This window comes from Flavobacterium sp., assembly GCF_031363805.1.
Classification (GTDB): Bacteria; Bacteroidota; Bacteroidia; order Flavobacteriales; family Flavobacteriaceae; genus Flavobacterium.
Genome location: NZ_JANLVD010000268.1, coordinates 1 through 22,592, shown reverse-complemented (window position 1 = coordinate 22,592; position 22,592 = coordinate 1). Strand labels below are relative to the sequence as shown.

23 protein-coding genes and 1 pseudogene are annotated in these 22,592 nt (G+C 28.8%); 12 read left to right on the top strand and 12 right to left on the bottom strand.

What is annotated here, in order from left to right:
• Genes RMN92_RS14310 through RMN92_RS14295 form a run of 4 tightly spaced genes read right to left on the bottom strand, consistent with a single transcriptional unit; the run spans position 1 to position 3,865 of the window.
• Positions 1-1,200 (bottom strand): DUF4350 domain-containing protein, encoded by a 1,200-nt coding sequence (locus RMN92_RS14310; RefSeq protein ID WP_309610119.1) that lies wholly within the window; start codon positions 1,198-1,200, stop codon positions 1-3.
• The gene (locus RMN92_RS14305) at positions 1,200-1,955 is read right to left on the bottom strand and encodes a DUF4129 domain-containing protein (RefSeq protein ID WP_309610118.1); all 756 of its coding nucleotides are present in this window, start codon (positions 1,953-1,955) and stop codon (positions 1,200-1,202) included. The genes RMN92_RS14310 and RMN92_RS14305 overlap by 1 nt, the downstream gene beginning before the upstream one ends.
• On the bottom strand, positions 1,948-2,901 hold the full coding sequence (locus RMN92_RS14300) for a hypothetical protein (RefSeq protein ID WP_309610117.1): 954 nt from the start codon (positions 2,899-2,901) through the stop codon (positions 1,948-1,950). Before RMN92_RS14300 ends, RMN92_RS14305 begins: the two co-directional genes overlap by 8 nt.
• Complete coding sequence (locus RMN92_RS14295) at positions 2,894-3,865, bottom strand: stage II sporulation protein M (protein ID WP_309610116.1); 972 nt, start codon at positions 3,863-3,865, stop codon at positions 2,894-2,896. Before RMN92_RS14295 ends, RMN92_RS14300 begins: the two co-directional genes overlap by 8 nt.
• Positions 3,866-3,885: 20 nt before the next feature.
• Between RMN92_RS14295 and RMN92_RS14290 the strand changes: the two genes are divergently transcribed.
• From RMN92_RS14290 to RMN92_RS14270, 5 genes are all read left to right on the top strand, one after another.
• Positions 3,886-4,629, top strand: coding sequence for an RDD family protein (locus tag RMN92_RS14290; RefSeq protein ID WP_309610115.1), 744 nt, complete (start codon positions 3,886-3,888; stop codon positions 4,627-4,629).
• 67 nt (positions 4,630-4,696) lie between these two features.
• Complete coding sequence (locus tag RMN92_RS14285; RefSeq protein WP_309610114.1) at positions 4,697-5,674, top strand: GNAT family N-acetyltransferase; 978 nt, start codon at positions 4,697-4,699, stop codon at positions 5,672-5,674.
• Positions 5,671-6,768, top strand: a complete 1,098-nt coding sequence (locus tag RMN92_RS14280; protein ID WP_309610113.1) for a DegT/DnrJ/EryC1/StrS family aminotransferase — start codon at positions 5,671-5,673, stop codon at positions 6,766-6,768. The genes RMN92_RS14285 and RMN92_RS14280 overlap by 4 nt, the downstream gene beginning before the upstream one ends.
• 3 nt (positions 6,769-6,771) lie before the next feature.
• On the top strand, positions 6,772-8,250 hold the full coding sequence (locus RMN92_RS14275) for an oligosaccharide flippase family protein (protein ID WP_309610112.1): 1,479 nt from the start codon (positions 6,772-6,774) through the stop codon (positions 8,248-8,250).
• On the top strand, positions 8,247-9,005 hold the full coding sequence (locus RMN92_RS14270) for a transferase (RefSeq protein WP_309610111.1): 759 nt from the start codon (positions 8,247-8,249) through the stop codon (positions 9,003-9,005). The genes RMN92_RS14275 and RMN92_RS14270 overlap by 4 nt, the downstream gene beginning before the upstream one ends.
• Positions 9,006-9,033: 28 nt before the next feature.
• Here the strand turns inward: RMN92_RS14270 and RMN92_RS14265 are convergent, their stop codons facing one another.
• Entirely contained in the window at positions 9,034-9,927 is an 894-nt protein-coding gene (locus RMN92_RS14265; protein ID WP_309610110.1) for a glycosyltransferase, read from the bottom strand.
• A 96-nt stretch (positions 9,928-10,023) separates the two neighbouring features.
• Here RMN92_RS14265 and RMN92_RS14260 point away from each other — a divergent pair, with 96 nt between their 5' ends.
• The gene (locus RMN92_RS14260) at positions 10,024-10,428 is read left to right on the top strand and encodes an FdtA/QdtA family cupin domain-containing protein (protein WP_309610109.1); all 405 of its coding nucleotides are present in this window, start codon (positions 10,024-10,026) and stop codon (positions 10,426-10,428) included.
• Entirely contained in the window at positions 10,425-11,519 is a 1,095-nt protein-coding gene (locus tag RMN92_RS14255; RefSeq protein WP_309610108.1) for a glycosyltransferase, read from the top strand. The genes RMN92_RS14260 and RMN92_RS14255 overlap by 4 nt, the downstream gene beginning before the upstream one ends.
• Before the next feature lie 4 nt (positions 11,520-11,523).
• Here RMN92_RS14255 and RMN92_RS14250 read toward each other — a convergent pair whose 3' ends face one another.
• Positions 11,524-12,411 (bottom strand): glycosyltransferase, encoded by an 888-nt coding sequence (locus RMN92_RS14250; protein ID WP_309610107.1) that lies wholly within the window; start codon positions 12,409-12,411, stop codon positions 11,524-11,526.
• A complete protein-coding gene (gene rlmH, locus RMN92_RS14245) occupies positions 12,411-12,884 on the bottom strand; it encodes a 23S rRNA (pseudouridine(1915)-N(3))-methyltransferase RlmH (RefSeq protein ID WP_309610106.1) in 474 nt (157 codons plus the stop codon). Before rlmH ends, RMN92_RS14250 begins: the two co-directional genes overlap by 1 nt.
• Positions 12,885-12,998: 114 nt before the next feature.
• On the opposite strand from rlmH, the gene nadC reads away from it, so the two are divergent.
• From nadC to miaA, 5 genes are all read left to right on the top strand, one after another.
• On the top strand, positions 12,999-13,859 hold the full coding sequence (gene nadC / locus RMN92_RS14240; protein ID WP_309610105.1) for a carboxylating nicotinate-nucleotide diphosphorylase: 861 nt from the start codon (positions 12,999-13,001) through the stop codon (positions 13,857-13,859).
• Positions 13,860-13,903: 44 nt separating this feature from the next.
• The gene (locus RMN92_RS14235) at positions 13,904-15,121 is read left to right on the top strand and encodes a DUF1015 domain-containing protein (RefSeq protein WP_309610104.1); all 1,218 of its coding nucleotides are present in this window, start codon (positions 13,904-13,906) and stop codon (positions 15,119-15,121) included.
• Positions 15,122-15,146: 25 nt separating this feature from the next.
• Positions 15,147-15,806, top strand: a complete 660-nt coding sequence (locus RMN92_RS14230; protein WP_309610103.1) for a YggS family pyridoxal phosphate-dependent enzyme — start codon at positions 15,147-15,149, stop codon at positions 15,804-15,806.
• Positions 15,807-15,899: 93 nt separating this feature from the next.
• Complete coding sequence (locus RMN92_RS14225) at positions 15,900-17,261, top strand: exonuclease domain-containing protein (RefSeq protein ID WP_309610102.1); 1,362 nt, start codon at positions 15,900-15,902, stop codon at positions 17,259-17,261.
• A 191-nt stretch (positions 17,262-17,452) separates the two neighbouring features.
• Positions 17,453-18,379, top strand: a complete 927-nt coding sequence (gene miaA / locus RMN92_RS14220) for a tRNA (adenosine(37)-N6)-dimethylallyltransferase MiaA (protein WP_309610101.1) — start codon at positions 17,453-17,455, stop codon at positions 18,377-18,379.
• Positions 18,380-18,415: 36 nt separating this feature from the next.
• Here miaA and RMN92_RS14215 read toward each other — a convergent pair whose 3' ends face one another.
• The 5 genes and pseudogenes from RMN92_RS14215 to RMN92_RS14195 form a co-directional block, all read right to left on the bottom strand.
• The gene (locus RMN92_RS14215; protein WP_309610100.1) at positions 18,416-19,126 is read right to left on the bottom strand and encodes a response regulator transcription factor; all 711 of its coding nucleotides are present in this window, start codon (positions 19,124-19,126) and stop codon (positions 18,416-18,418) included.
• A gap of 2 nt (positions 19,127-19,128) precedes the next feature.
• The gene (locus RMN92_RS14210) at positions 19,129-20,712 is read right to left on the bottom strand and encodes a HAMP domain-containing sensor histidine kinase (protein WP_309610099.1); all 1,584 of its coding nucleotides are present in this window, start codon (positions 20,710-20,712) and stop codon (positions 19,129-19,131) included.
• 68 nt (positions 20,713-20,780) lie between these two features.
• The gene (gene coaE, locus RMN92_RS14205) at positions 20,781-21,365 is read right to left on the bottom strand and encodes a dephospho-CoA kinase (RefSeq protein WP_309610098.1); all 585 of its coding nucleotides are present in this window, start codon (positions 21,363-21,365) and stop codon (positions 20,781-20,783) included.
• 1 nt (position 21,366) lies between these two features.
• Positions 21,367-22,365 (bottom strand): glycosyltransferase, encoded by a 999-nt coding sequence (locus RMN92_RS14200; RefSeq protein ID WP_309610097.1) that lies wholly within the window; start codon positions 22,363-22,365, stop codon positions 21,367-21,369.
• Positions 22,366-22,469: 104 nt separating this feature from the next.
• Positions 22,470-22,592 (bottom strand): annotated as a pseudogene (locus RMN92_RS14195) (IS1595 family transposase); the annotation flags it as partial.

Here is a 22,592-nt window from a genome sequence, read left to right as displayed (position 1 = left end):
TTAATTAATTATCTTTTCTATTGCTTTATTCATCTGAATCAAATCTTCTTCAATACTACTGTGCGGACTTTTTCGGTGCGTATTTATTAGAAAAACTGCTCTTTGTATATCGGAGATGTCTTTTCCAGATTTTAAATGTAGTTTTTTTATAAATTCATCATCCAATTTATTAGTATCTATTAAATAGACATTTCTAATTTTTTCAAGAAAATACACTATTTTTTTATTAATAATATTGTCATGATCGCCTTCTTGATAATATAAATTCCCTATGGTTTTGGTGAAATCGACCGTGGTGTTGGGCAGTGGTTTTTTTATAGGAATAATACGTTGCTTCCTTTTGGCGTTAAAAATCATAAAGATAAGTGTTCCTAATAAAAAAATATACCAAGCCCATTTTAAAGCAGGTTGATTTAAAATATACCGCATGGGTGATTGCGAAATGACTTGTCCATCTTGATTTTTTATAAACCAATATATATTGTTTTTTGGAATATAAGACAATACTTTTTGGGCATATTCAAAATGGTTGCCTTTTAATAAATGAAAATTTGTAAAAGCTGCAGGTTGGGTGTGCAGTAAAAATTCGCCATCATAATATTTTACTTTAATATAATTTACTCTGGTCGAATCGCCATTTTGATAACCCAAAACAGTAGTATTCAAAGTATCAATTTTAGCAAAATAATTATTGCCTAAGCCTTCCGTTATTTTATATTTTTTTGAATCTAATTTTTTATTTGCTACCCAATTGAATATACTATCATTGAATTTGTAATCTAATTTGGTTGTGACTTTTAAACTGTCTAACAATTGCATTGGCAATTCTTTCGAGCTTAAAAATGCGGTGTTTCCGCGACTTACAAATATTAATAATTCTTCAACAGATTGTTTGTCTATGTCTGAATATTCAGAAATATTCAGCGCAGTTCCCTTAATTTTATAATTGTTCACCAAACTATCATAATCATATTGATCGATTAAATATTCATAAGGCGTGGTATTTATTTTTTCAATTTTTTGGTTTTTGAAATATGATTTTACTTCATTATCAAAAACATAGAGTCCAAAAGGTATTTTATCTTTAATAGAATATGTTGGCGACCAATTGATGGGTTTTGGTCGGTTTATATCAATGTAAACAATGCCTGCCAAAAGCAAAATCAGAAAAAATACATATATTTTGAGAGTTCTGTTCATTATTTTATAGCTTGTATTGCTTTTTCAAAAGAGTTTTTTGCTTTTGTAAAAGTGGCATCATCCATATCAAATTCCCCATACCAAATGTAGTTGTACAAGTAGGACAAATAGGCAAATTCATCTTTTTGAGTTTGATTTTTAATTTCGTATAAATAATCGGAATTTGTTTTCTCTATATCCCAAATAATAATTTCTTTAGCGGACATTTTTTTGAGCAACCAAAGATAATAATATCGAATGCTCAACCTTTTTTCGCCGGATTTTAAAGTATTTTTAATTAATTTTTCAAAATCTACAGCATGAATGTTCTTTTCAATTTCGGTGTAATCAATAATTTTTTTATCGGAATTTTTCCCAAATATCCACTGACCTTCTTTGTTCATAATCGATTTTACAATCAAATAAATGACAAAAATAACCACCAATATTGCCAATATTTTCATTAAAACCTCTACAAAATTCATGGAAGTTTCTTTGTTGCTTAAACTGAAAATATTTCTAAAAATACCTGCTAACCATTCTTTGAACCTGTCCCAAGCATTTTTTTCTTTGGATTTGAATTCATAAATGAATTTATCATCAGTATATTTTGACTTAAAATTTTTTTCAAACGTTCTTAATTCGATGGAAGTCGTATCGATTTGAATGTCTTCTTCAGTAAAAAATATTTTCTCTTTTTTGGAAACTGCCAATGAATTGGTAGCGCCAAAACTGGCGAATGTAATAAACAGAAAAATCAGGATAAATTTATTCACTATCAGTTCCTATAAGGTCAATTTGACTTTTTGAATTGTTTTCTTCGTTTTCCTCTCTCAAACTATAGTAGATAAGTCCTTGTGTAATCATTTGGAAATTATGGAAAACGTAACTTAGTAAAATAGAAGCTACCATAATCACAGTAAATAATATAGAGAAAGTTCCCATGGCTTGGCTAGGATCATTTTCGGCTACATTTTGTGAAGAAGTAAAAATAAGAATCATTCCAATAATGTAGGGAACCATGGTAATTATACCTTGGATGGTTTGTATTAAAAATGCCATTACAAATGTAGTTCCAACAGTTGTCCAAAAATTTTGTTTCACCAAATTATAACCTACACCAAGTGCTTCAAAAAAACCAATTTTTTTGACCATATATTCCTGAAAACTTAAGGCTATAAATGATGTTGTTGCAAAAATTAAAATAAATAAAATTGGAATTCCAATAAGTACGATGCACAATACAGCACTAATGGCAAAAGCAATTAGCAAAAGCGGTGTTACAATAAAAATAAGTCCTAAAATAAATAAAAAAATACGACCAAAGTTCTTTTTGATTTCATTGATAATGTCTGTATGTGTAAAACTGGTATCGTTTCTTTTTTCTATAAAATCCAAATAAATAATTGGATAAGCAATGTTTATGACAGATAGCAGAATCGTAATGAAGAGAAATAATATAAAACCACCAATGAATATTCCAATATTTTCGGTAAAATAATTTCCAAAATAATCTGGATTTGGATTTATACCTTGTGTTATTGAAGTAAGAAATTCCATATACACTTTGGATATGAAATATACCAAAACCATCAAAATCATTAATAAAACACCATTTATAATGAAATAATTTTTGAAATAGTGTTTCCCAAAAGTTTTGAAAAATGCAATAGTATCGGAAATGTTTTCGCTAAAATTTCGTTGTTTAAATAATTCAAACATAATTTTGTTTTTGTTTCTTGTGAATAATAAAGGGGTAAATCAAATAATAAAAGGAAATAATTGCCAAGGTAAACAATATAATAAAACTACTCAACCAATTTTGCATCTCAACAGAGTATCTAGTAATAAAGCCTTCCAGAAAACCTGCAGCAATAGTAAAAGGAAAAGTACTCAAAAATATTTTTAAACTATTTTTAAATCCAATTTTAAAAGAATTCATTCTCGAATATGTTCTAGGAAATAGGATGGAAGCACCCAAAATAAATCCCGCAGTGGACTCAATAACTATAGCAAAAATTTCCATCGAACCATGAATCCAAATACCACGGACGCTTTCCCAAAAAACGCCTTCTTGGTAAAAAAAGTATTGAAACGAACCCAACATAATACAGTTTTGAAGCAAGAAATAAAAAGTTCCAATACCGCCAAAAATGCCAAAAATATAGCAATTCATGCCAACATTTAGATTGTTTATTGTAATTCCAATAAAACTGCCCCAATTGCTTCCAGATTTATAAATAGCCACAGGATTTCCAGCTTTTATATTCTCCAAAGTTTCATTTACATAAGCATCGCCAAGAATTAGCCGAACGAAATTCTCATCGTACTTTGCAGAAATTGCGCCCATGGCAACTGTTGCAAAAAACAACAAAAAAGCGTAAACCAAATACCTTCGGTACTCATAAACTATGAGTGGAACCTCGGTTTTAAAAAAATAAATCAACCTATTGGTTTCAGCCCGTTTGGTTTTATAAATTTTTTGATAAATTTGCGAAGCCAAATAATTTAAGTAAACTACCGTTTTGCTTTTGGGATAATAAGTTTGTGCATAAGACAAATCATTTACTAAATGTATGTACAAACTAGCAATTTCATCAGGATTTTTTATAGTTTTACCAAAAATTACTTGTTCAAAGTCAAGCCATTTTTCTTTGTTTTGTTTTATGAATGCAATTTCTCTCATCGAGTGCTAAAGTATAAAATATGTCAGAATTATCAATAAATACTACGCAAAATGTTAATATAAATTTTAAAGCGGCTTCCGTTGGCGAAAGAATGCTGGCTAGTTTCCTAGATTTTCTTATTAAAATGGCTTATATAATAGTTGTTTTTTCTATTGTTTTTTACCTTTTCGGATTAAGTGAAATCATGGATAAAATGGATAATTGGTCGCAAATAGCCATTATAATTTTGTTTTTTTTTCCCGTAATGATTTATACGGTAACTCTTGAAAGCATTTTTGAAGGTCAAACCATCGGAAAAAAATTAATAAAAATTAAAGTCGTAAAAATCGATGGTTACCAAGCGGGATTTGGCGATTATTTGATAAGATGGATATTTAGAATTGTTGAAAACAATATGCTATCTGGATTAATAGGATTAATTGCCATGATTGTAAGCAGCAAAGTGCAACGACTTGGCGATATGGCCGCAGGAACAGCTGTGATTACTTTAAAAAATGATATAAATATTAATAGTACTATTTTAGTAGATATCAATGAAGATTATATTCCGACCTATCCTTTGGTCATTAAATTGTCTGATAACGATATGAGAATTATCAAAGAAACTTTCCAGATTGCCAGACCAAATGGTGATTTTGAAACCATAAGAAAATTATGTGTAAAAATAGAAACAGTTACTGGAATAAAAAACCAATCAGGAATTGACTCAGATTTTATTCAAACCATATTAAAAGATTATAATTTTTATACCCGAAACATGTAGTTTGTATTATTTTTATTGCAATAATTCAAAAAAATATGTAATTTTCCGAAGTTAAAATGAATCAAATTTGAAAAATTATTCAGTTCGAAAATATGAAGTTACCGACTTTGAACTTTGGAATGCTTTTATAAGTAAGGCAAAAAATGCAACTTTTTTGTTTCATCGTGATTTTATGGATTACCATAAAGATAAATTTGATGACTTTTCTCTACTTGTTTTTGAAAATGAAAAATTAGTATCAGTTTTACCAGCAAATATTGTTGAAAAGACTATTTTTTCCCATCAAGGTTTAACCTATGGAGGTTTGATTTATTCCGAAAAAATAAAATTAATAGGAGTTATTGATATTTTTAAGACAATTTTAATTTTTTTGAATCAAAATAATATCAATACAATTTTATTAAAAAGAATTCCAAATATATACACTTCATTGCCTTCGGAAGAATTACTTTATCCATTATTTTTAGTAAAATCGAAATTAATCCGTCGAGATTCCATGTCGGTTATTAATTTGACAAAGCCATTTTCAATATCAAAAGGCAGATTTGAAGGTATAAACAAAGGAATACAAAATAAATTAAAAATCATTGAAGAGCCTAATTTTGAAGGGTTTTGGAATGAAATTTTAATTCCAAATCTAAAATTAAAACACCAAGCAGAACCAGTGCACTCAGTTAATGAAATAAAAATGCTCAATATCAAATTTCCTAAGCAAATTAGGCAATTTAATGTGTATTCAAATAATAAAATTGTGGCAGGAACTACTATCTTTGAAACCGAATCCGTAGCACATTCCCAATATATATCTGGTGACAATAGCAAAAATGAATTGGGAAGTTTAGATTATTTGTACCATTATTTAATTACAGATGTTTTTAAAGACAAAGATTTTTTTGATTTTGGAACATCCAATGAAGATCAAGGAAAAAAAATAAATGGCGGATTGAATTTTTGGAAAGAAAGTTTTGGCGCAAGTACCGTTTGTCAAGATTTTTACGAAATAGAAACCGCCAACTTTAATTTATTAGAAAATATAGTATTATGATTCCATTTTTAGATTTACACAAAATAAACAAACCATACGAAAAACAATTTCAAAGAAAATTGCAAGACGTAATGGACTCTAGTTGGTATATCTTAGGCTCCGAAGTCAAAATTTTTGAAACAAATTTTGCTAAATTCTGTGGCACAAATCACGCTATTGGGGTTGGCAATGGTCTTGATGCATTGATACTTATTTTCAAAGCCTACATTCAGCTAGGCAAACTTCAAAAAGGAGATGAAGTTATTGTTCCAGCAAACACTTATATAGCTAGTATTTTGGCAATTTTACAAGTAGATTTAGTGCCAGTTTTGGTAGAACCAAATATTGACACTTATAACATAAATCCATATTTAATCCAAGAGAAAATAACACCAAAAACAAAAATTATTTTGGCAGTTCATTTGTATGGACAAATTGCCGAAATGGATCAAATTAATCAAATTGCCTCCAAAAATAATTTGCTTGTTATTGAAGATGCTGCGCAAGCCCATGGTGCTTTCTTAGATAATAAAAGGGCAGGAAATTTATCCAATGCTGCAGCTTTTAGCTTTTATCCAGGTAAAAATTTAGGCGCTTTGGGCGATGGTGGTGCCGTAACGACCAACGATGATAAACTGGCAGAAATTATCAAATCGCTTCGCAATTATGGTTCAAAAACCAAATATTATAACGATTATGTAGGTATTAATTCCAGATTGGACGAAATTCAAGCCGCTTTTTTGAATATAAAACTCAAAAATTTGGATTCTGATAACAGACAACGGAATATGTTTGCCAATTACTATTTATCGAACATAAATAATCCAAAAATTATATTGCCAAAACACCAAGGAAATATCAATCATGTATTTCATTTGTTTGTGGTACGTACAGAAAACAGGCTAAAATTGCAGGATTATTTATTGAAAGACGATATTAATTCGTTAATTCATTATCCAATTCCGCCACACAGACAAAAAGCTTTGTCACAGTTTAATCACCTATCATTTCCAATTACCGAAAAAATTCATGAAGAAGTCATAAGTTTGCCAATGAGCCCTGTATTGACAGTAGATCAGATTAAATATGTAGTTAAAATTTTAAACGAGTTTTAATAAATGTCTGAAAGTAAACTTTCATACACACAAATTTTAAAATCTACTTCCCTTTTTGGAGGAGTTCAGTTTTTCACTATTTTTATTGCAGTAATTAGGACAAAATTAATTACTTTACTTGTTGGACCCTTAGGAATTGGTGTTTTGGGATTACTTAATTCATCAATGGAGTTAATAGTTGGTTTTACAAATTTTGGATTACAAACTAGTGCAACAAAAGTAATTGCCGAATGTGATGGAAACATTTTAAAGATATCAAAAATAGCAAGTATAGTAAATAAATTAGTTTGGTATACAGGGTGTTTAGCATTCATCTTTACAATCTTATTTTCATATTGGTTAAGTAGAGTTACTTTTGGTAATTCAAACTATACTATCTACTTTATTTGGATTTCTATTTCATTATTATTGAAACAATTAACATCAGGTAAACTCGCAATTCTTCACGGTTTAAGAAAACTCAATGATTTAGCGAGAGCCAATATTTATGGTAGTTTTTTTGGTTTATTATTAACAATTCCAATTTACTATCATTGGAAAATACAAGGAATTGTACCTTCTATTATTGTATCCTCTGTTATTGGATATTTAATAGCATTTTATTTTTCAAATAAAATTAAATTACCATTAGTACAATTAACAAATCAAGAAACTTTTGAAGAATCTAAGATAATATTGCATTTAGGAATTATGTTAAGTTTAAGTGGATTTATAACACTTGCATCTACTTACATGATACAAATTTTCATTAATAGATTAGGAAATATAGCTCAAGTTGGATTTTACAATGCAGGATTTACAATTTTAAATTCATATGTTGGAATTATTTTTACAGCTATGACAACAGATTATTTTCCAAGATTAACTGCTATAATAAATAATAAAGTAAAAGTAAGTAAATTATTACTGGAACAAGCAACTATCGCAATTTTGATTATAACCCCAATAATTATTCTTTTTTTATTGCTTGCTTCTATTATTGTTGAAGTATTGTATTCTAAAGATTTTTTAATTATCACAACAATGATTTCTTGGGGAGTTTTAGGAATGCTTTTTAAAGCAGTTTCTTGGTCTATGGGTTTTATATTGATAGCCAAAGGTGATTCAAAGTTATTTATAAAAACAGCTTTAGGATTTAATATTATTTCTTTAATATTAAATATTTTAAGTTATTATTTTTACGGACTTACGGGCCTTGGATTTAGTTTTTTAATTTATTATTTCATTCACTTTTATGGTTTAAAAATAATTATTAAAAAGAACTATAACCTTTATCTCAATAGTAATTTTTATAAAACATATTTGTTGTGCATTTTAATGTGTTTTATTACTTTCGTATTGCGATACATTAACAATTCAGTAATAAAAACGGTTTTAATGATAATAATGTTTTTATGTTCAATACTTTTCTCAATATATCATTTAAATAAAAAAATAAATTTAAAAGAAATTATAATAGTTAAGTTTAATAAAAAAAAATGATAAAACTTCTCAAAAATATATATAGAAAATTAAGAAGTTTACATCGACTTGTTAAACTATATTATTCTGTAAATTGGACTAAAACTATCTACTTTAATTTAAGAAAATTTCCATTTGAGATAGCCTTAAAGTTACCTGTTTTTTTTTATGGAAAAATAAAATTTCAGAGTTTAAAAGGTGAAGTTATTATTAATGGCACTGTAAAGCGTGGAATGATAGGATATGGTCAACGTTTTGAATTATTCAAAAAAGAAAAGGGAAATGCTGAAATTTTTTTGCGAGGTAAAATTGTTTTTAATGGTAATATGCACATTGGTAAAGATGTTTCTATGTACATTGGTGAAAATGCCTATTGTGAATTTGGTTATATGTCTTGTTTGGGTTCTGATGTAAAGATTATTTGTACTGATGAAGTAATAATAGGTGACTGGGCCAGAATTGGATATGAATCTCAGATAGTTGACACTAATTCACATCCAATGAAAAATAGTTTCACAGGAGAAGATATACCAATAACAGCTCCAGTACGGATAGGCACACACAATTCTATATCAAACAGAGTTTCAATAAGGCTAAATACTAAAACTCCAGATTATTGTGTTGTTGGCTCAAATTCACTATGCAACAAAGATTATTCAAATTTAGGGAATAACATTTTATTAGCTGGCATTCCTGCTAAATTGATAAAAAAAAATTACACTAGAGATTGGGATAAAGAAAAAGAATTATTAGAATCTTTTTTAATAATAATATAGAATGATCTCTTAATAATATTTAGTTTGTTTAAATTACCTTAATTCTAAATCGAATTTCCAAATACAAATACTTTAATAACAATCCAAAATTTCTATTTTTAAAATTCAAAATTATTTCAAAATGTATTCTTTTTAAAACTGTCTTATTTTCTTCTCTAGTTTTATTCAATTGTAGTGTTTTCTTTAAAATTAAATAAGTAGAAAAATTTATCTTCTTTGATCGGACATCATTTTTATTATAAAAAAGAGATCCCAAAGAATTTTCAACTATTCTTTTTTGAATTATTATTTCATCAACAAAATCAAACTGATAATTTCGGGAAGCCCTGATCCAGAAATCTAAATCTTCATAATATAGGTTTTCATCATAGCCATTTAAAATATCATAAACTTCTTTTTTAACCATTGCCGAAACGGAACAAATACTAACACCACCAGATAATATATTTGCATAGATATCGCCTGTAGGTCTTTTTTTTATGACTTTTTTTTGTGCATCGACCTCAAAATAATAAGATTCAAAACAGCCAGATTCGGTTATTAATTCTGCATTTCCATATACAATAGCAAGATTATCATAGGTACTTTTTTCAAAACCATTTATTTGCATTGCAATAGCATTTTGTAGCAAAACATCATCAGCAGCCAAGTCTATAATAAATTTTCCTTTAGCTATCTTTAAAGCATTATTGAAAGATTTTGTGTTGCCTAAATTGACATCATTTGCAATAAACTGTATTTCTGGATAATTTTTTAGCCAGTTTTCTATTGTAACTCTTGAGTTATCAGTACTGTAATCGTCCACAACAATCAACTCAATATTTTTATAGCTTTGGTTAATAACAGATTCTAATGCTTGAATCACAAACGAGTCATGATTATAGCACAAGCAAATTACGGTTACCAACATATTATTTTGCATTATTTAAATATAGAATATTATATTTGAGGCTAAAATACTAAATCATTATACGCCAAACAATTCTTGCTAAAAATTATTAACCATAGATATATAAAAATGTCAAAGTTATCTCATATTAAATTAATAGAACTTCCAGTTATTGAAGATGCTAGAGGTAATCTTGCGTTTATTCAAGAAGGTTTTTTATCATTCAATTTTAAACGGGTTTATTATTTATATGATGTGCCTAGTTCGGCTCATAGAGGCGGGCATTCACATATTGATCAAAACGAAGTGCTGATAGCTTTGAGCGGAAGTTTTGAGGTTATTGTTGATGATGGACTTGATAAAAAAAGTTATTTTTTAAACAAACCCAATACAGGATTGCATATTACACCTGGAATTTGGCGCGAACTCGGTAATTTTTCTTCAGGAGCTATTTGTATGGTTCTCAATTCAGATATTTTTAAAGAAGAAGATTATATAAGAGATTATGTCGATTTTTTACAATCTAAAGAATGAAACTATTATATATTACATCTCAAATAAAAGGAGATGGAGGACTTCAAAGAATAATGGCAATAAAAACTAATTATTTTATCGAAAATTTTGGTTATAAAATAGATATTCTTTCTCCAGATCTTGGTGAAGATTTATTTTTTAATTTTAATAAAAATATAAGTTTTCATTTTATTGAATCAAAATCCAGAAAACTGGCAAGACTTTTAGAATATAAAAAACAAGTTCAAAATCATGTAGATATTTTAAAGCCAGATTGTATTATAGTTTCCGATTTTGGTCTAAAAGGTTTTACAATACCTTTAATAATTAAAACCAAAATCCCAGTTGTTTTTGAAGTCCATGGCTCAAAATATAACGAATCAGCCTACTATAAAAAAACATTTTTCTCAACAATTTTTCATAATTTAAAATATACATACAAAGATTTTTGTGCCAATAAATTTGATTTCTTTGTAGCATTGTCAGACGAGAGTTTAAAAGAATGGTCTGTCAATGATGGTTTTGTTATTCCTAATTGTTTAGAAACTACAAATCATGCATCGTCAAACTTAAATTTAAAAAAAGCAATTGTTGTAGCACGACATTCCTACGAAAAAGGAATAGATAGAGTACTTAAAATTTGGAAATTGGTTACAGACAAACACCCAGATTGGCAATTAGAAATTTACGGAGGCAAGAATCAAGAATTAGGATTAGAACAATTAGTTAAAGAGCTTGATATAGCATCAAATGTTACTTTTTATATCCCAGTCAAAAACATTCAACAAAAATACCAAGAAGCGGCAATGTATTTAATGACATCAAGGTTTGAAGGTTTTGGTATGGTAATTTTAGAGGCGATGTCTTCAGGTTTGCCAGTCATTGCTTTTGATTGTCCTATTGGACCGAGAAGTATCATTGAAGATAATAAAGATGGTTTTTTGATTGAAGATGGCAATCTAATTTCGTTTGCCGAAAAAGTAAATCAGCTTATACAAAATCAAGATTTAAGAATTCAAATAGCCAAAAGTGGCAGGGAAACTATAGCAAGATATGATTTAGATAAAGTGATGATATTATGGAAAAACTTTTTTGATAAAGTTAATAAATAAAAATTCATTTTGATTTTAATGAGCAAAAATAACCCAATTTATACAAATCAAAAACAAACAAAGAAGGATTTTTTGAAGTTAAGTTTTTTTCTGCCTTAGCATTAAATTTTTTGAATAAAAAATTGACTATGGAGTTTAATTTTAATTTTTTTATTAATCCAAAATACTTCTGAATTTTAGTTTCTGAAATTATCAAAATTTTATTTTTTTCAATAAAATATAAAGTTTTTAACGCTTGTTTTGTCTTATTTAAAAAAACTTCCGAAGTCTCATAATTTAAATGAAAAGTACTGTTTTCAATATGACTAATTTTATAGTTTAAACTTTTTAAATTCTGAACAAAAACTAAATCTTCATAACCATAACTTACAATTTGTTCATTAAATTTTACTTTGTCAAATATTTGTTTTTTAAATAAAATGTTTGATGTTAAAGTTGTTGAGTATGGTTTTTTAATTCTTTTACAAATATTTATTTCTTCACGATTAATGCCATATTTCCACCGCAATATTTTGTTGTTTTCTGGTCTCTGTCTTTTGTAGGCAATGCCACCAAAATAAATTTCATAATCATCAGAAATCATTTTTAAATAATTGGAAATAAATAAGTTATCTTTTGGAAAAGTGTCACAATCCATCAATAACAAACAATCATATTTTGAATATTGAACAAGAAAACTGCAAGTTTTTGATCTGCCTAAATTAATTTTGTTTTTTTCCAGTCTACAATTTTCAAAACCATTAATGTCATTATTTTCAAGTAAAAAATCTGTAGAACCATCGTCCAAAACAATAATCTCAAAAACTATTTTGGCTTCTACACATTGATTGTACAATTCTTCAACCAACGGATACGCGCTATAATTATATGTTGGAATTAATATAGAAAGCATTATTGATGATGGTATGGTTCGTTGCGCAAGATAGTAAATCCGCGATACAATTGCTCAATAAAAAAAAGCCTAACCATTTGATGCGAAAATGTCATTAACGAAAGCGAAATTTTTCCGCTTGCTTTTTTATACACTTCATCACTAAAACCATACGGACCACCAATAACAAATACCAAGGTTTTGATGCCAGAATTCATTTTTTTCTGTAATTCGTCAGCAAAAGCAACACTAGAAAATGTTTTTCCTTTTTCGTCCAATAAAATTAATTGATCCGTTGCCGATATTTTTGAAAGAATCAATTCACCTTCTTTTTGTTTTTGCTGACTTTCAGATAAATTTTTGACATTTTTTATGTCTGAAATAATTTCCAAATCAAATTTGATGTAAAAAGACAAGCGTTTTGTATAATCTTCTATTAGAGTCTGTAACGATTTATTATCGGTTTTGCCTATAGTTAATAGTTTAATATTCATTTATTAAAGTTGTAAATTGTACGACTACAAAGTTGCAAAGTTTTTTCAAATAACCGAATAACCTAATCACCAAATAACTAAAAATCGTTATTTTAGCAATTCAATAACCATTCAATGATTTCAGAAGCAAAATTTCAAGAAGAATTAAAACTTATTATTACCAACGGAATAAGAGAAGACATTGGCGATGGTGACTATAGTTCCTTGGCTTGTATTCCAACTTCAGCGGTTGGAAAAGCAAAATTATTGGTCAAAGATGAAGGTGTAATTGCAGGAGTTGAATTTGCAAAAATGATTTTTAACCATGTTGATAATAATTTAATTGTTGAAACATTTATCGAAGACGGAAGCAAAGTAAAATACGGCGATGTAGTTTTTCATGTTTCTGGCAGTTCACAATCTATACTCAAGGCAGAAAGATTGGTTTTAAATTCCATGCAAAGAATGAGTGCCATTGCTACCAAAACCAAAAAATTTGTTGATTTACTCCAAGGAACAACTACTAAAATTTTAGATACTCGGAAAACCACACCAGGATTTCGCGCTGCCGAGAAATGGGCTGTCAAAATTGGTGGTGGCGAAAACCACAGGTTTGCGTTGTATGATATGATTATGCTAAAAGACAATCACAATGATTTTGCTGGCGGAATTACTTTGGCTATAGCTAAAACAAAAAAATTTCTAGTGGAAAACAACTTGAATCTAAAAATAATTGTTGAAGCTAGAAATCTTGATGAAATAAAAGAAATTTTAGAATCTGATGGTGTTTACAGAATATTAATTGACAACTTTAATTTTGATGACACCAAAACAGCAGTTCAATTGATTGGGAAAAAATGCTTAACCGAATCGTCAGGAAATATCAACGAAAAAACCATTCGCGATTATGCAAATTGCGGGGTCAATTATATTTCTTCAGGCGCGCTGACACATTCTGTATACAACATGGATTTGAGTCTTAAAGCAATTGAATAATAACGAACATCACAACATTTCATAAAAAATGCTGATTAAAAAATATGGCAAAAATAATTCCTTTCAAAGCAGTCCGACCAACACTTGACAAAGTCAGTTTGGTAACTTCAAGATCTTACGATGAATATTCGGCTGCTGAACTGGCATCGCAATTGGATTTTAATCCGTTTTCATTTCTTCATATTTTGAATCCAGCGTACACTAACCAACAAAAAATAGGTTTGGAAAAACGTTTTAAGCTGGTCGCTCAAAAATACAATGATTTTAAAAATGAAAATGTTTTAATAAAAGAAGAACTGCCCGTTTTTTATTTGCATGAAATTCAATCCAAAAATAAAGTTTTTACAGGCATTATTGCTGGAACTTCTATAGATGATTATCAAAAAAACATTATAAAAAAGCATGAAGACACTTTGCAATATCGTGTCGAGTTTTTCAAAGATTATTTGCATCAAACGGGTTTCAATACAGAGCCAGTTTTAATTACCTATCCAGATAATGCGGCATTAAACACCTGGATTGAAACTAAAAAATCAGAAAATTCATTATACGAATTTTCTACAACCAAAAAAGAAAAACACATACTTTGGAAAATTGATAATCAATCTGAAATCAAATGGTTACAAAATAAATTTGAAGAAATAGGCGATTTATATATTGCCGATGGTCACCATCGATCAGCTTCCGCAGAATTGTTGTTTGAGGAAGACAAAAGTTCGGGAAACCCAAATTTAAATCATTTCATGAGTTTTTTAATGGCAGAAAGTAATGTTAAAATTTATGAATACAATAGAATTATTCGAGACTTGAATAATTATTCCAAAACAGAATTTTTGCTGTTATTAGCAAATTATTTTTGGATAAAAAATAAAGGACAAGAACTTTGGAAACCAACAAAAAAATTCGAGTTTGGAATGTATTTTGATACAGAGTTTTATAGTTTAAGTTTAAAGGATGAAAACAGTTTCAATTCGGCATTGGAAAGTTTAGATTCTCAAATATTATATGAAAGGGTTCTCAAACCAATTTTAGGAATTATAGATTTACGAAACGACGAAAGAATCGATTATATTCCTGGAAACCAATCTATAATGACCATAAAAGAAGTCATTGACGAAGGCGAATTTGAAGTAGGATTTATGCTTTTTCCTACAGATATTTCAGAAATAAAAGCCTTGGCAGACAACAATTTGATTATGCCACCAAAAAGCACTTATATAGAACCAAAGTTTAGAAGTGGCCTTTTGATTTATGAACTTTAAATTATAAAAAAATTAATCTATTATAATGTCAATTACAGAAAATTTAAATAAAATAAAATCGACAGTTCCAGAAAATATAACTCTTGTTGCGGTTTCTAAAACCAAACCAGTATCAAATTTAATGGAAGCTTACGAAGCTGGTCAGCGAGTTTTTGGAGAAAATAAAATCCAAGAAATGACCGAAAAATGGCAAACCATGCCTAAAGATATTCAATGGCACATGATTGGTCACGTTCAGACCAATAAAGTGAAATTTATGGCAGAATATGTGAGCTTAATTCATGGTGTGGATAGTTTAAAATTACTCGAAGAAATAAATAAGCAAGCACTTAAATACAATAGAGTAATTGATTGTTTGTTGCAAATGCACATTGCTGAAGAAGAAACAAAATTTGGATTGGATGAACCAGAATTAAAAGAAATTCTAAATTCGGAAGCGTTAAAAAATCTAAATAATATTCAAATTGTTGGACTTATGGGAATGGCAACTTTCACAGAAAATCAATCCCAAATCAAGAAAGAATTTCAAAATTTAAAATCCATTTTCGATAATTATAAAAAATTAAAATCTGAAAATTCTAATCTGAAATTTTTATCAATGGGAATGTCTGGCGATTACCAACTTGCAATTGAATGTGGAAGCAACATGGTTCGAATAGGAAGTAGTATCTTTGGAAGTAGATGAGATGAAAGTTTAAAGATGCAAGAAGAAAGATGCAAGAAGAAAGATATATGATTTTTAAACTGACCACTGATTACTAATCACTGAATAATAAATTTGTACGCAATACTAGACATAGAAACCACTGGAGGTCAATTCAATGAAGAAGGAATTACCGAAATAGCGATTTACAAATTCGATGGGCACGAAATTGTAGATCAGTTTATCAGTTTGGTGAACCCTGAAATTCCAATCCAACCTTTTGTTGTAAAACTGACAGGAATAAATAACGATATGCTAAAATCGGCACCAAAATTTTTTGAAGTAGCCAAACGCATTTTAGAAATCACACAAGATTGTGTGTTGGTGGCTCACAACGCCAGTTTCGACTATAGAATATTAAAAACAGAATTCAGAAGATTGGGTTATCAATTTAGTTCCAAAAATTTGTGTACGGTCGAATTGTCTCAAAAACTGTTGCCCGAACAGCCATCGCACAGTTTGGGAAAACTCGTTCGAGCCCTCGGAATACCCATGGCAGACAGACATCGAGCCAGTGGCGATGCATTGGCGACAGTTAAATTATTCAAAATACTTTTAGAAAAAGATTTAGAAAAAATTATTGTAAAAAAACTAATTAAATCTGAGGTAGAAAATGGAATATCGCCAAAACTCCAAGATTTGTTAGAAAATATACCTTCCAAAACTGGTATTTATTACATTCACAATCAAAAAGGAACCTTAATTTATATTGGAAAAAGCAGAAATATTAAAAAAAGATTGAACCAACATTTTTCAGGAAACGCCATAAAATCAAAAAAACTACAAACAGAAGTTTTCACCATTACTTACGATGAAACTGGCTCCGAATTAATCGCGTTATTGAAAGAATCGGAAGAAATAAAAATCAATAAACCCAAATACAATACTGCTCAGCGAAAAAGTATTTTCAATATCGGATTGTATTCCGAAAAAGATTCGAACGGCTATTTGAATTTGAAATTGCAAAAAATTGACGGTCGAAAAAAAGAAATTACCTCATTTGTAAATGTAGCTGAAGGCAACAAAGCCTTGGAGAACATAGTTTCAAAATACAAACTTTGTCCAAAATTTTCAGGAATAGATTCTGCCACTTCGAACTGTTTTCAAAACCAAATAAAAGAGTGCGATGGAGGGTGTTTAGGCGAAATTCAACCCGAAGAATACAATAGTAGAGTACAGGAATTTATTAATAAAAATAGCTTCGAAAATCAAAATATGATCATTGTCGATCGAGGTCGAAACGTAAGTGAACGCAGTGCCATTTTAATTGAAAATGGTATATATCAAGGCTATGCATTTTACGATTTGAATTACCAAATTCACAATATCGAAATTTTAAAAAACATTATTGTCCCAATGCAAAGCAACCGCGACACCAACAATATTATTCAAAGCCACATAAGAAAAACCAGAAATTTAAAAATCATTAAATTTTAATTTTTTTTGAAGCCAATCTCGTCATCATTCCAAATTTTTGATTTAGAAATGGTTTTTTCTAAGCCAAAAAACGAACTTCCTTTGGTCGTTGTTTTTGGTCAAGAAAAAATCCATTTCAAAACCAAAAGATTTTCCCTTCTGCCAAGGCTAGTAGCGTTATAATCATAATTTTTGGATTAATTAAACTTTATATGAACTACTTAATTACCATAGTTGGACCTACAGCCATCGGAAAAACTTCCCTTAGTATTGCTTTGGCAAAACACTTTAAATGCGACATAATTTCGTGCGATAGTCGTCAGTTTTTTAAAGAAATGCAAATAGGAACTGCTGTGCCAAGCCAAGAGGAATTGAATCAAATTCCGCATCATTTTATCCAAAACAAATCAATATTTGAAAATTATACCGTTGGCGATTTTGAAAAAGAAGCCATTGTAAAATTGGATCAATTATTTCTGAAAAACAATATTCAAATCATGGTTGGCGGCTCAGGACTATATGTAGATGCTGTTTTAAAAGGGTTTGATACGTTTCCAGAAATCGAAAAATCAATTCGTGACGAAATCCAAAATCAGCACAATCAAAATGGAATAGTTTTTTTACAACAAAAACTCAAAGAATTAGATTCACATTATTTCAACAAAATAGAAACCGAAAATCCTCAAACATTGCAAAACCCACAACGCATGATGCGATTTGTAGAAGTTTGTGTAGGTTCTGGAAAACCATATTCTACTTTTTTGAATAAAGAAAAAAACCAAAGGAATTTTGTACCCATAATAATTGGGCTGGAAGCAGAAAGAAATATAATTTATCAAAGAATAAACCAGCGGGTAGATTTAATGTTCAATGGAGGATTATTAAAAGAAGTGCAAAATCTGTATCAAAATAAAGAATTAAACGCATTGCAAACAGTAGGTTATAGAGAATTATTCCATTTTTTTGACGGAGAAATTTCACTCGAATTTGCTATTGAAGAAATCAAAAAAAACACCAGACGGTTTTCCAAAAGGCAACTCACTTGGTTTAAAAGAACTGAAAATGTAACTTGGTTTGATTTTAAAACTGAAGTCGGAGAAATAATCGATTGCATTAATTTGAAAATACAAATTCATTAAACAAAAAAAGCTCCAATTTCTTGAAGCTTTTCGTTTTTATGATATTGGATTTTTTATAACTAGTCTAAATCCTTCGCCGTGAATATTTAAAATTTCGACACCATCGTCTGGTTTTAAATATTTTCTAAGTTTGGCAATGTAGACATCCATACTTCTTGATGTAAAATAGTTGTCATCTCTCCAAATTTTTGTCAAGGCTAATTCTCTCGGCATTAAATCGTTTTCGTAAACGGCCAACATTTTTAGCAATTCATTCTCTTTAGGTGACAATTTAATTGGTTCTTCATTTTTAAATGTCAAAAACCTAAGTTTCGAATTTAAATCAAAATTTCCAATTTTGAACTCAAACTTGCTTACATCATTTTTGTTTTCTGTCGATTTTCTTTGAATAATGGCTTTGATTTTCATCAGTAAAACTTCAGAATCAAATGGTTTGTTCAAATAATCGTCTGCGCCAACTTTATATCCTTTCAGCACATCTTCTTTCATAGATTTTGCTGTTAAGAATATAATGGGCACTTCCTTGTTTTTTTCACGAATTTCCTTGGCCAATGTGTAACCATCTTTGTAAGGCATCATAACGTCGAGTATGCAAAGGTCGTAGGTTTCTTTTTTGAATTTTTCAAAACCTTCCATACCATTTTTTGCAAGAACTACGTCAAAGTCGTTCATGATTAAATAATCTCGAAGTATCGATCCAAAATTTGGATCATCTTCTACTAATAATATTTTTTTTCCTGTTTCCATAACTAGTAAATTACTGGTAATTTGATTATAAATGTGCTTCCTTTTCCTTTTTCACTTTCGACCATAACTTCACCATTATGGTCGTCTACTATTCTTTTTACATAAGATAAACCCAAACCGTGACCTTTCACGTTGTGTATATCTCCTGTATGTTCTCGATAAAATTTATCGAATATTTTTTTCTGTGCCACTTTGCTTATTCCTAAACCTTTGTCTTTTATTTTAATGATGATAAAATTTTTAATATTTTCTGTAGAAACATCGATAATCGGTTGATTAGGAGAATATTTAATAGCATTCTCTAAAATATTAACCAAAACGTTCGTAAAATGCACATCGTTTAGTAGAACCGAAGTTCTAGTCGCTTTTAAATTTACATTTATGGTTCCTTCTCGATCTTCAACAATTAAATTGACATGTTCTATAGCTTCTTCAACAATATCGTGTATGTTGTGTGATTCTTTGCTAATATCTAATTCTCTTTTTTCTAATTTCGATATTCGTAAAACATTTTCAACTTGGGCATGCATTCTTTTGTTTTCATCTTTGATCATTTGCAGATAACGAAAAACTTTTTCCTTGTCATCAATGATTTTTGGATTTTTGATAGCATCCAAAGCCAAATTTATAGTTGCAATTGGTGTTTTAAACTCATGCGTCATATTATTTATGAAGTCAGTTTTTATTTCTGAAATAAGTCTTTGTTTATTTAACTGATTCAAAGCACTATAATACGCTATAATTATTATGGCTGTAAATAAAAATGACAATAATGATATGCTGACCAAATCAGAAATTAAAAACAATTTTTTTTCTGGAAAACTCACCAACAATTGGTACTTGCTTATACCATCGTTATCAGTAAAAACTGGAATATCGTATGAATATTTTTTATCATATTTAAAATTCTCCGATTTTACTTTGGTCGCCAATCCATTACTAAAAATTCCAAATTCAAAAGGTGTTTTTATACCATAAACATTAAGCTCGGAAGTCAATAAATTTTGTAATTGTTGACTCGAAATTCTTTGAGTTATTGATCTTGTTGCGGCAATATCTTTAAAATTTATTTCAAATTGAACTTTGTCTAGAATATCCATTCGCCCAGATTTTTCAATTTTTTCGCTTGGACCAAAATTGCTATTTAAATCAGAATCGTTCAACGAATTTCCACTGTAAACTTCGGTTAAACGCTTTGAAACATAGTTTTTTAACTTTGTTGAATCTTTATTTTTATCAAAGAACGACGATGGTAGCGAATAATCTTCAGCTACAACACTATTTGAATAGATAATTGTTTCATTGGTTAACGCATTTTTTTCTACGTAAAAAAACTTAAGCAATTCACTTTTTTGAGGTACTTGTCCAATACTGTCTTTAAGTTTATTGTAAGTACTTAAAAATGTGAAAGTTTCATTTTCTTGCATTTTTTTTGAAACATTTCCTATAACTTGTTTTACTTGGTATTTGAATTGCTCATCTTTATTTTTAAAAGAAGCATTAATCAAATAGCCCTGTATCGCAATTATTCCTAATAGTGATATTGTCATCAAAAAAACTACAATGCGAAACAATGTTTTATTCATTACTACAAATTTAACATTTTAACATTTACAACTTAAAAAAATTAACCAAACATTAACAAAGTAGGTTTTTAATATAGTATTTTTAATATTTTAAGAATTACATCAAATCGTTTTTTTGCAACTGTAACGCTTTCATTTTCGATTGTATAATCGCTCATTGAAATTTTTTTAACATCACTCCACTGATTTTTAATTCTTTGTTGCACTTCATCTTTTGACAATTTGTCTCTAAGCATCACTCTTAATATTCTTGTTTCTTCTGATGCAAAGACAGTAATTATTTTATCGCAATATTTATAGCTACCGCTTTCAAATAAAATGGCAGATTCCTTGATTACAAATGGAGTTTTTTGTTTTTTTACCCATTTTTCAAAATGAAGTTTTACTAATGGGTGTATTATCGAGTTAAGTTTTTCTAATTCTTTAGGATTTTCAAATACTATTTGAGATAAATATTTTGTATTGACTTGATTATTTAATATTGCATCATTTCCAAAGCACTCAGCAATTTGATTAATAGTTTCTGGAAATTGCATTATTTTTTTGGCTTCGATATCTGCTATATAAACAGGAATATTTTCGGACTCAAAAAGTCGTGCTATGGTAGTTTTACCGCTTCCTATTCCACCTGTTAATCCAATAATTTTTGTCATTTTATACTTTAAAAAAAAGTTCTGGAAAGGCTTGTTCTGGTTTCTGCTTTAAAATATTTATTTTGAAAAACGAATTTATAAAACCCAGTCCATAAGCAAAAAACTGCTTCCATACTGCAATTATAGACAAATAGCCTATATAAATATTTTTGTTTTGAAATGATGAAATCAAAAAAATCAAAACTGTGTAGGCAAAGTAAATTTTTAAAATCCAATCAAAAGTGAATATTAAAAGGAAAACTCCAAGAAAAAATCCTAATACAAAAATTGAGGGTAAATAAAATGCTAAACTTTTGTATTCTGGATACCATTTGTTTAATATAGGTCTTGCTTTACCAAACTTATTCACTTGTGTATAAAATTTATCCCAATCGATTCTTCTTTTATGATAAACAAAAGCTTCGTGTATTAATTTGGTTTCAAATCCAAGTTTCCACAATCTAATGCTTAAATCTGGATCTTCTCCTGGATGAATATTTGAAAATCCATTGCTTGCTTCAAATGCTTTTTTTGACAATCCCATATTAAAACTTCTAGGTTGAAATTTTTGAATTTTTTCAGATCCGCCTCGAACTCCACCAGTGGTAATAATAGATGTCATACTGAAATTGATAGCTTTTTGTATTTTTGAAAAACTAGGCAACATAGCATCTGGACCTCCAAAACAATCCACATATTTATTTTGTAAACTATTTGAAACTTGCGTAAGATAATTTTCTGGAAGTATACAATCAGAATCTAAAATAATGAAATAATCATTTTTTGATTGCTTCATTCCAAAATTCCTAGAATCGCCTGGTCCAGAATTGTATTTAAGATAATATATTATGTTTATTTTAGTTTTGTATTTTGCAATTATATTTTCACAAGTGATTGTTGATCCATCTTCAATGATTAGAACGTCAAATGGCTTATTATAATTTTGTTTTGTTAAACTCTCCAGAAGCTCATCAATTTCTTCTGGGCGATTGTATACTGGAATAATAAAAGAAAATATCATTGATAAAATTTTGACAAAGGTACAATTTTAACAAAAAAAGCTGTCAAAATTGACAGCTTTTTTATATTAATTTAAAAAAGTTATTCTTTTATTTGTATCTCGGTTTATTTACCACAAGTTACTAATGCAATAGTAATTCTATCAAATAAATACTCTCCGAAGTATCTTCTATTAAGTTTGTAGCAGAACTCATCAAGATAATTTTGAAGATATATACCTTTCATTTT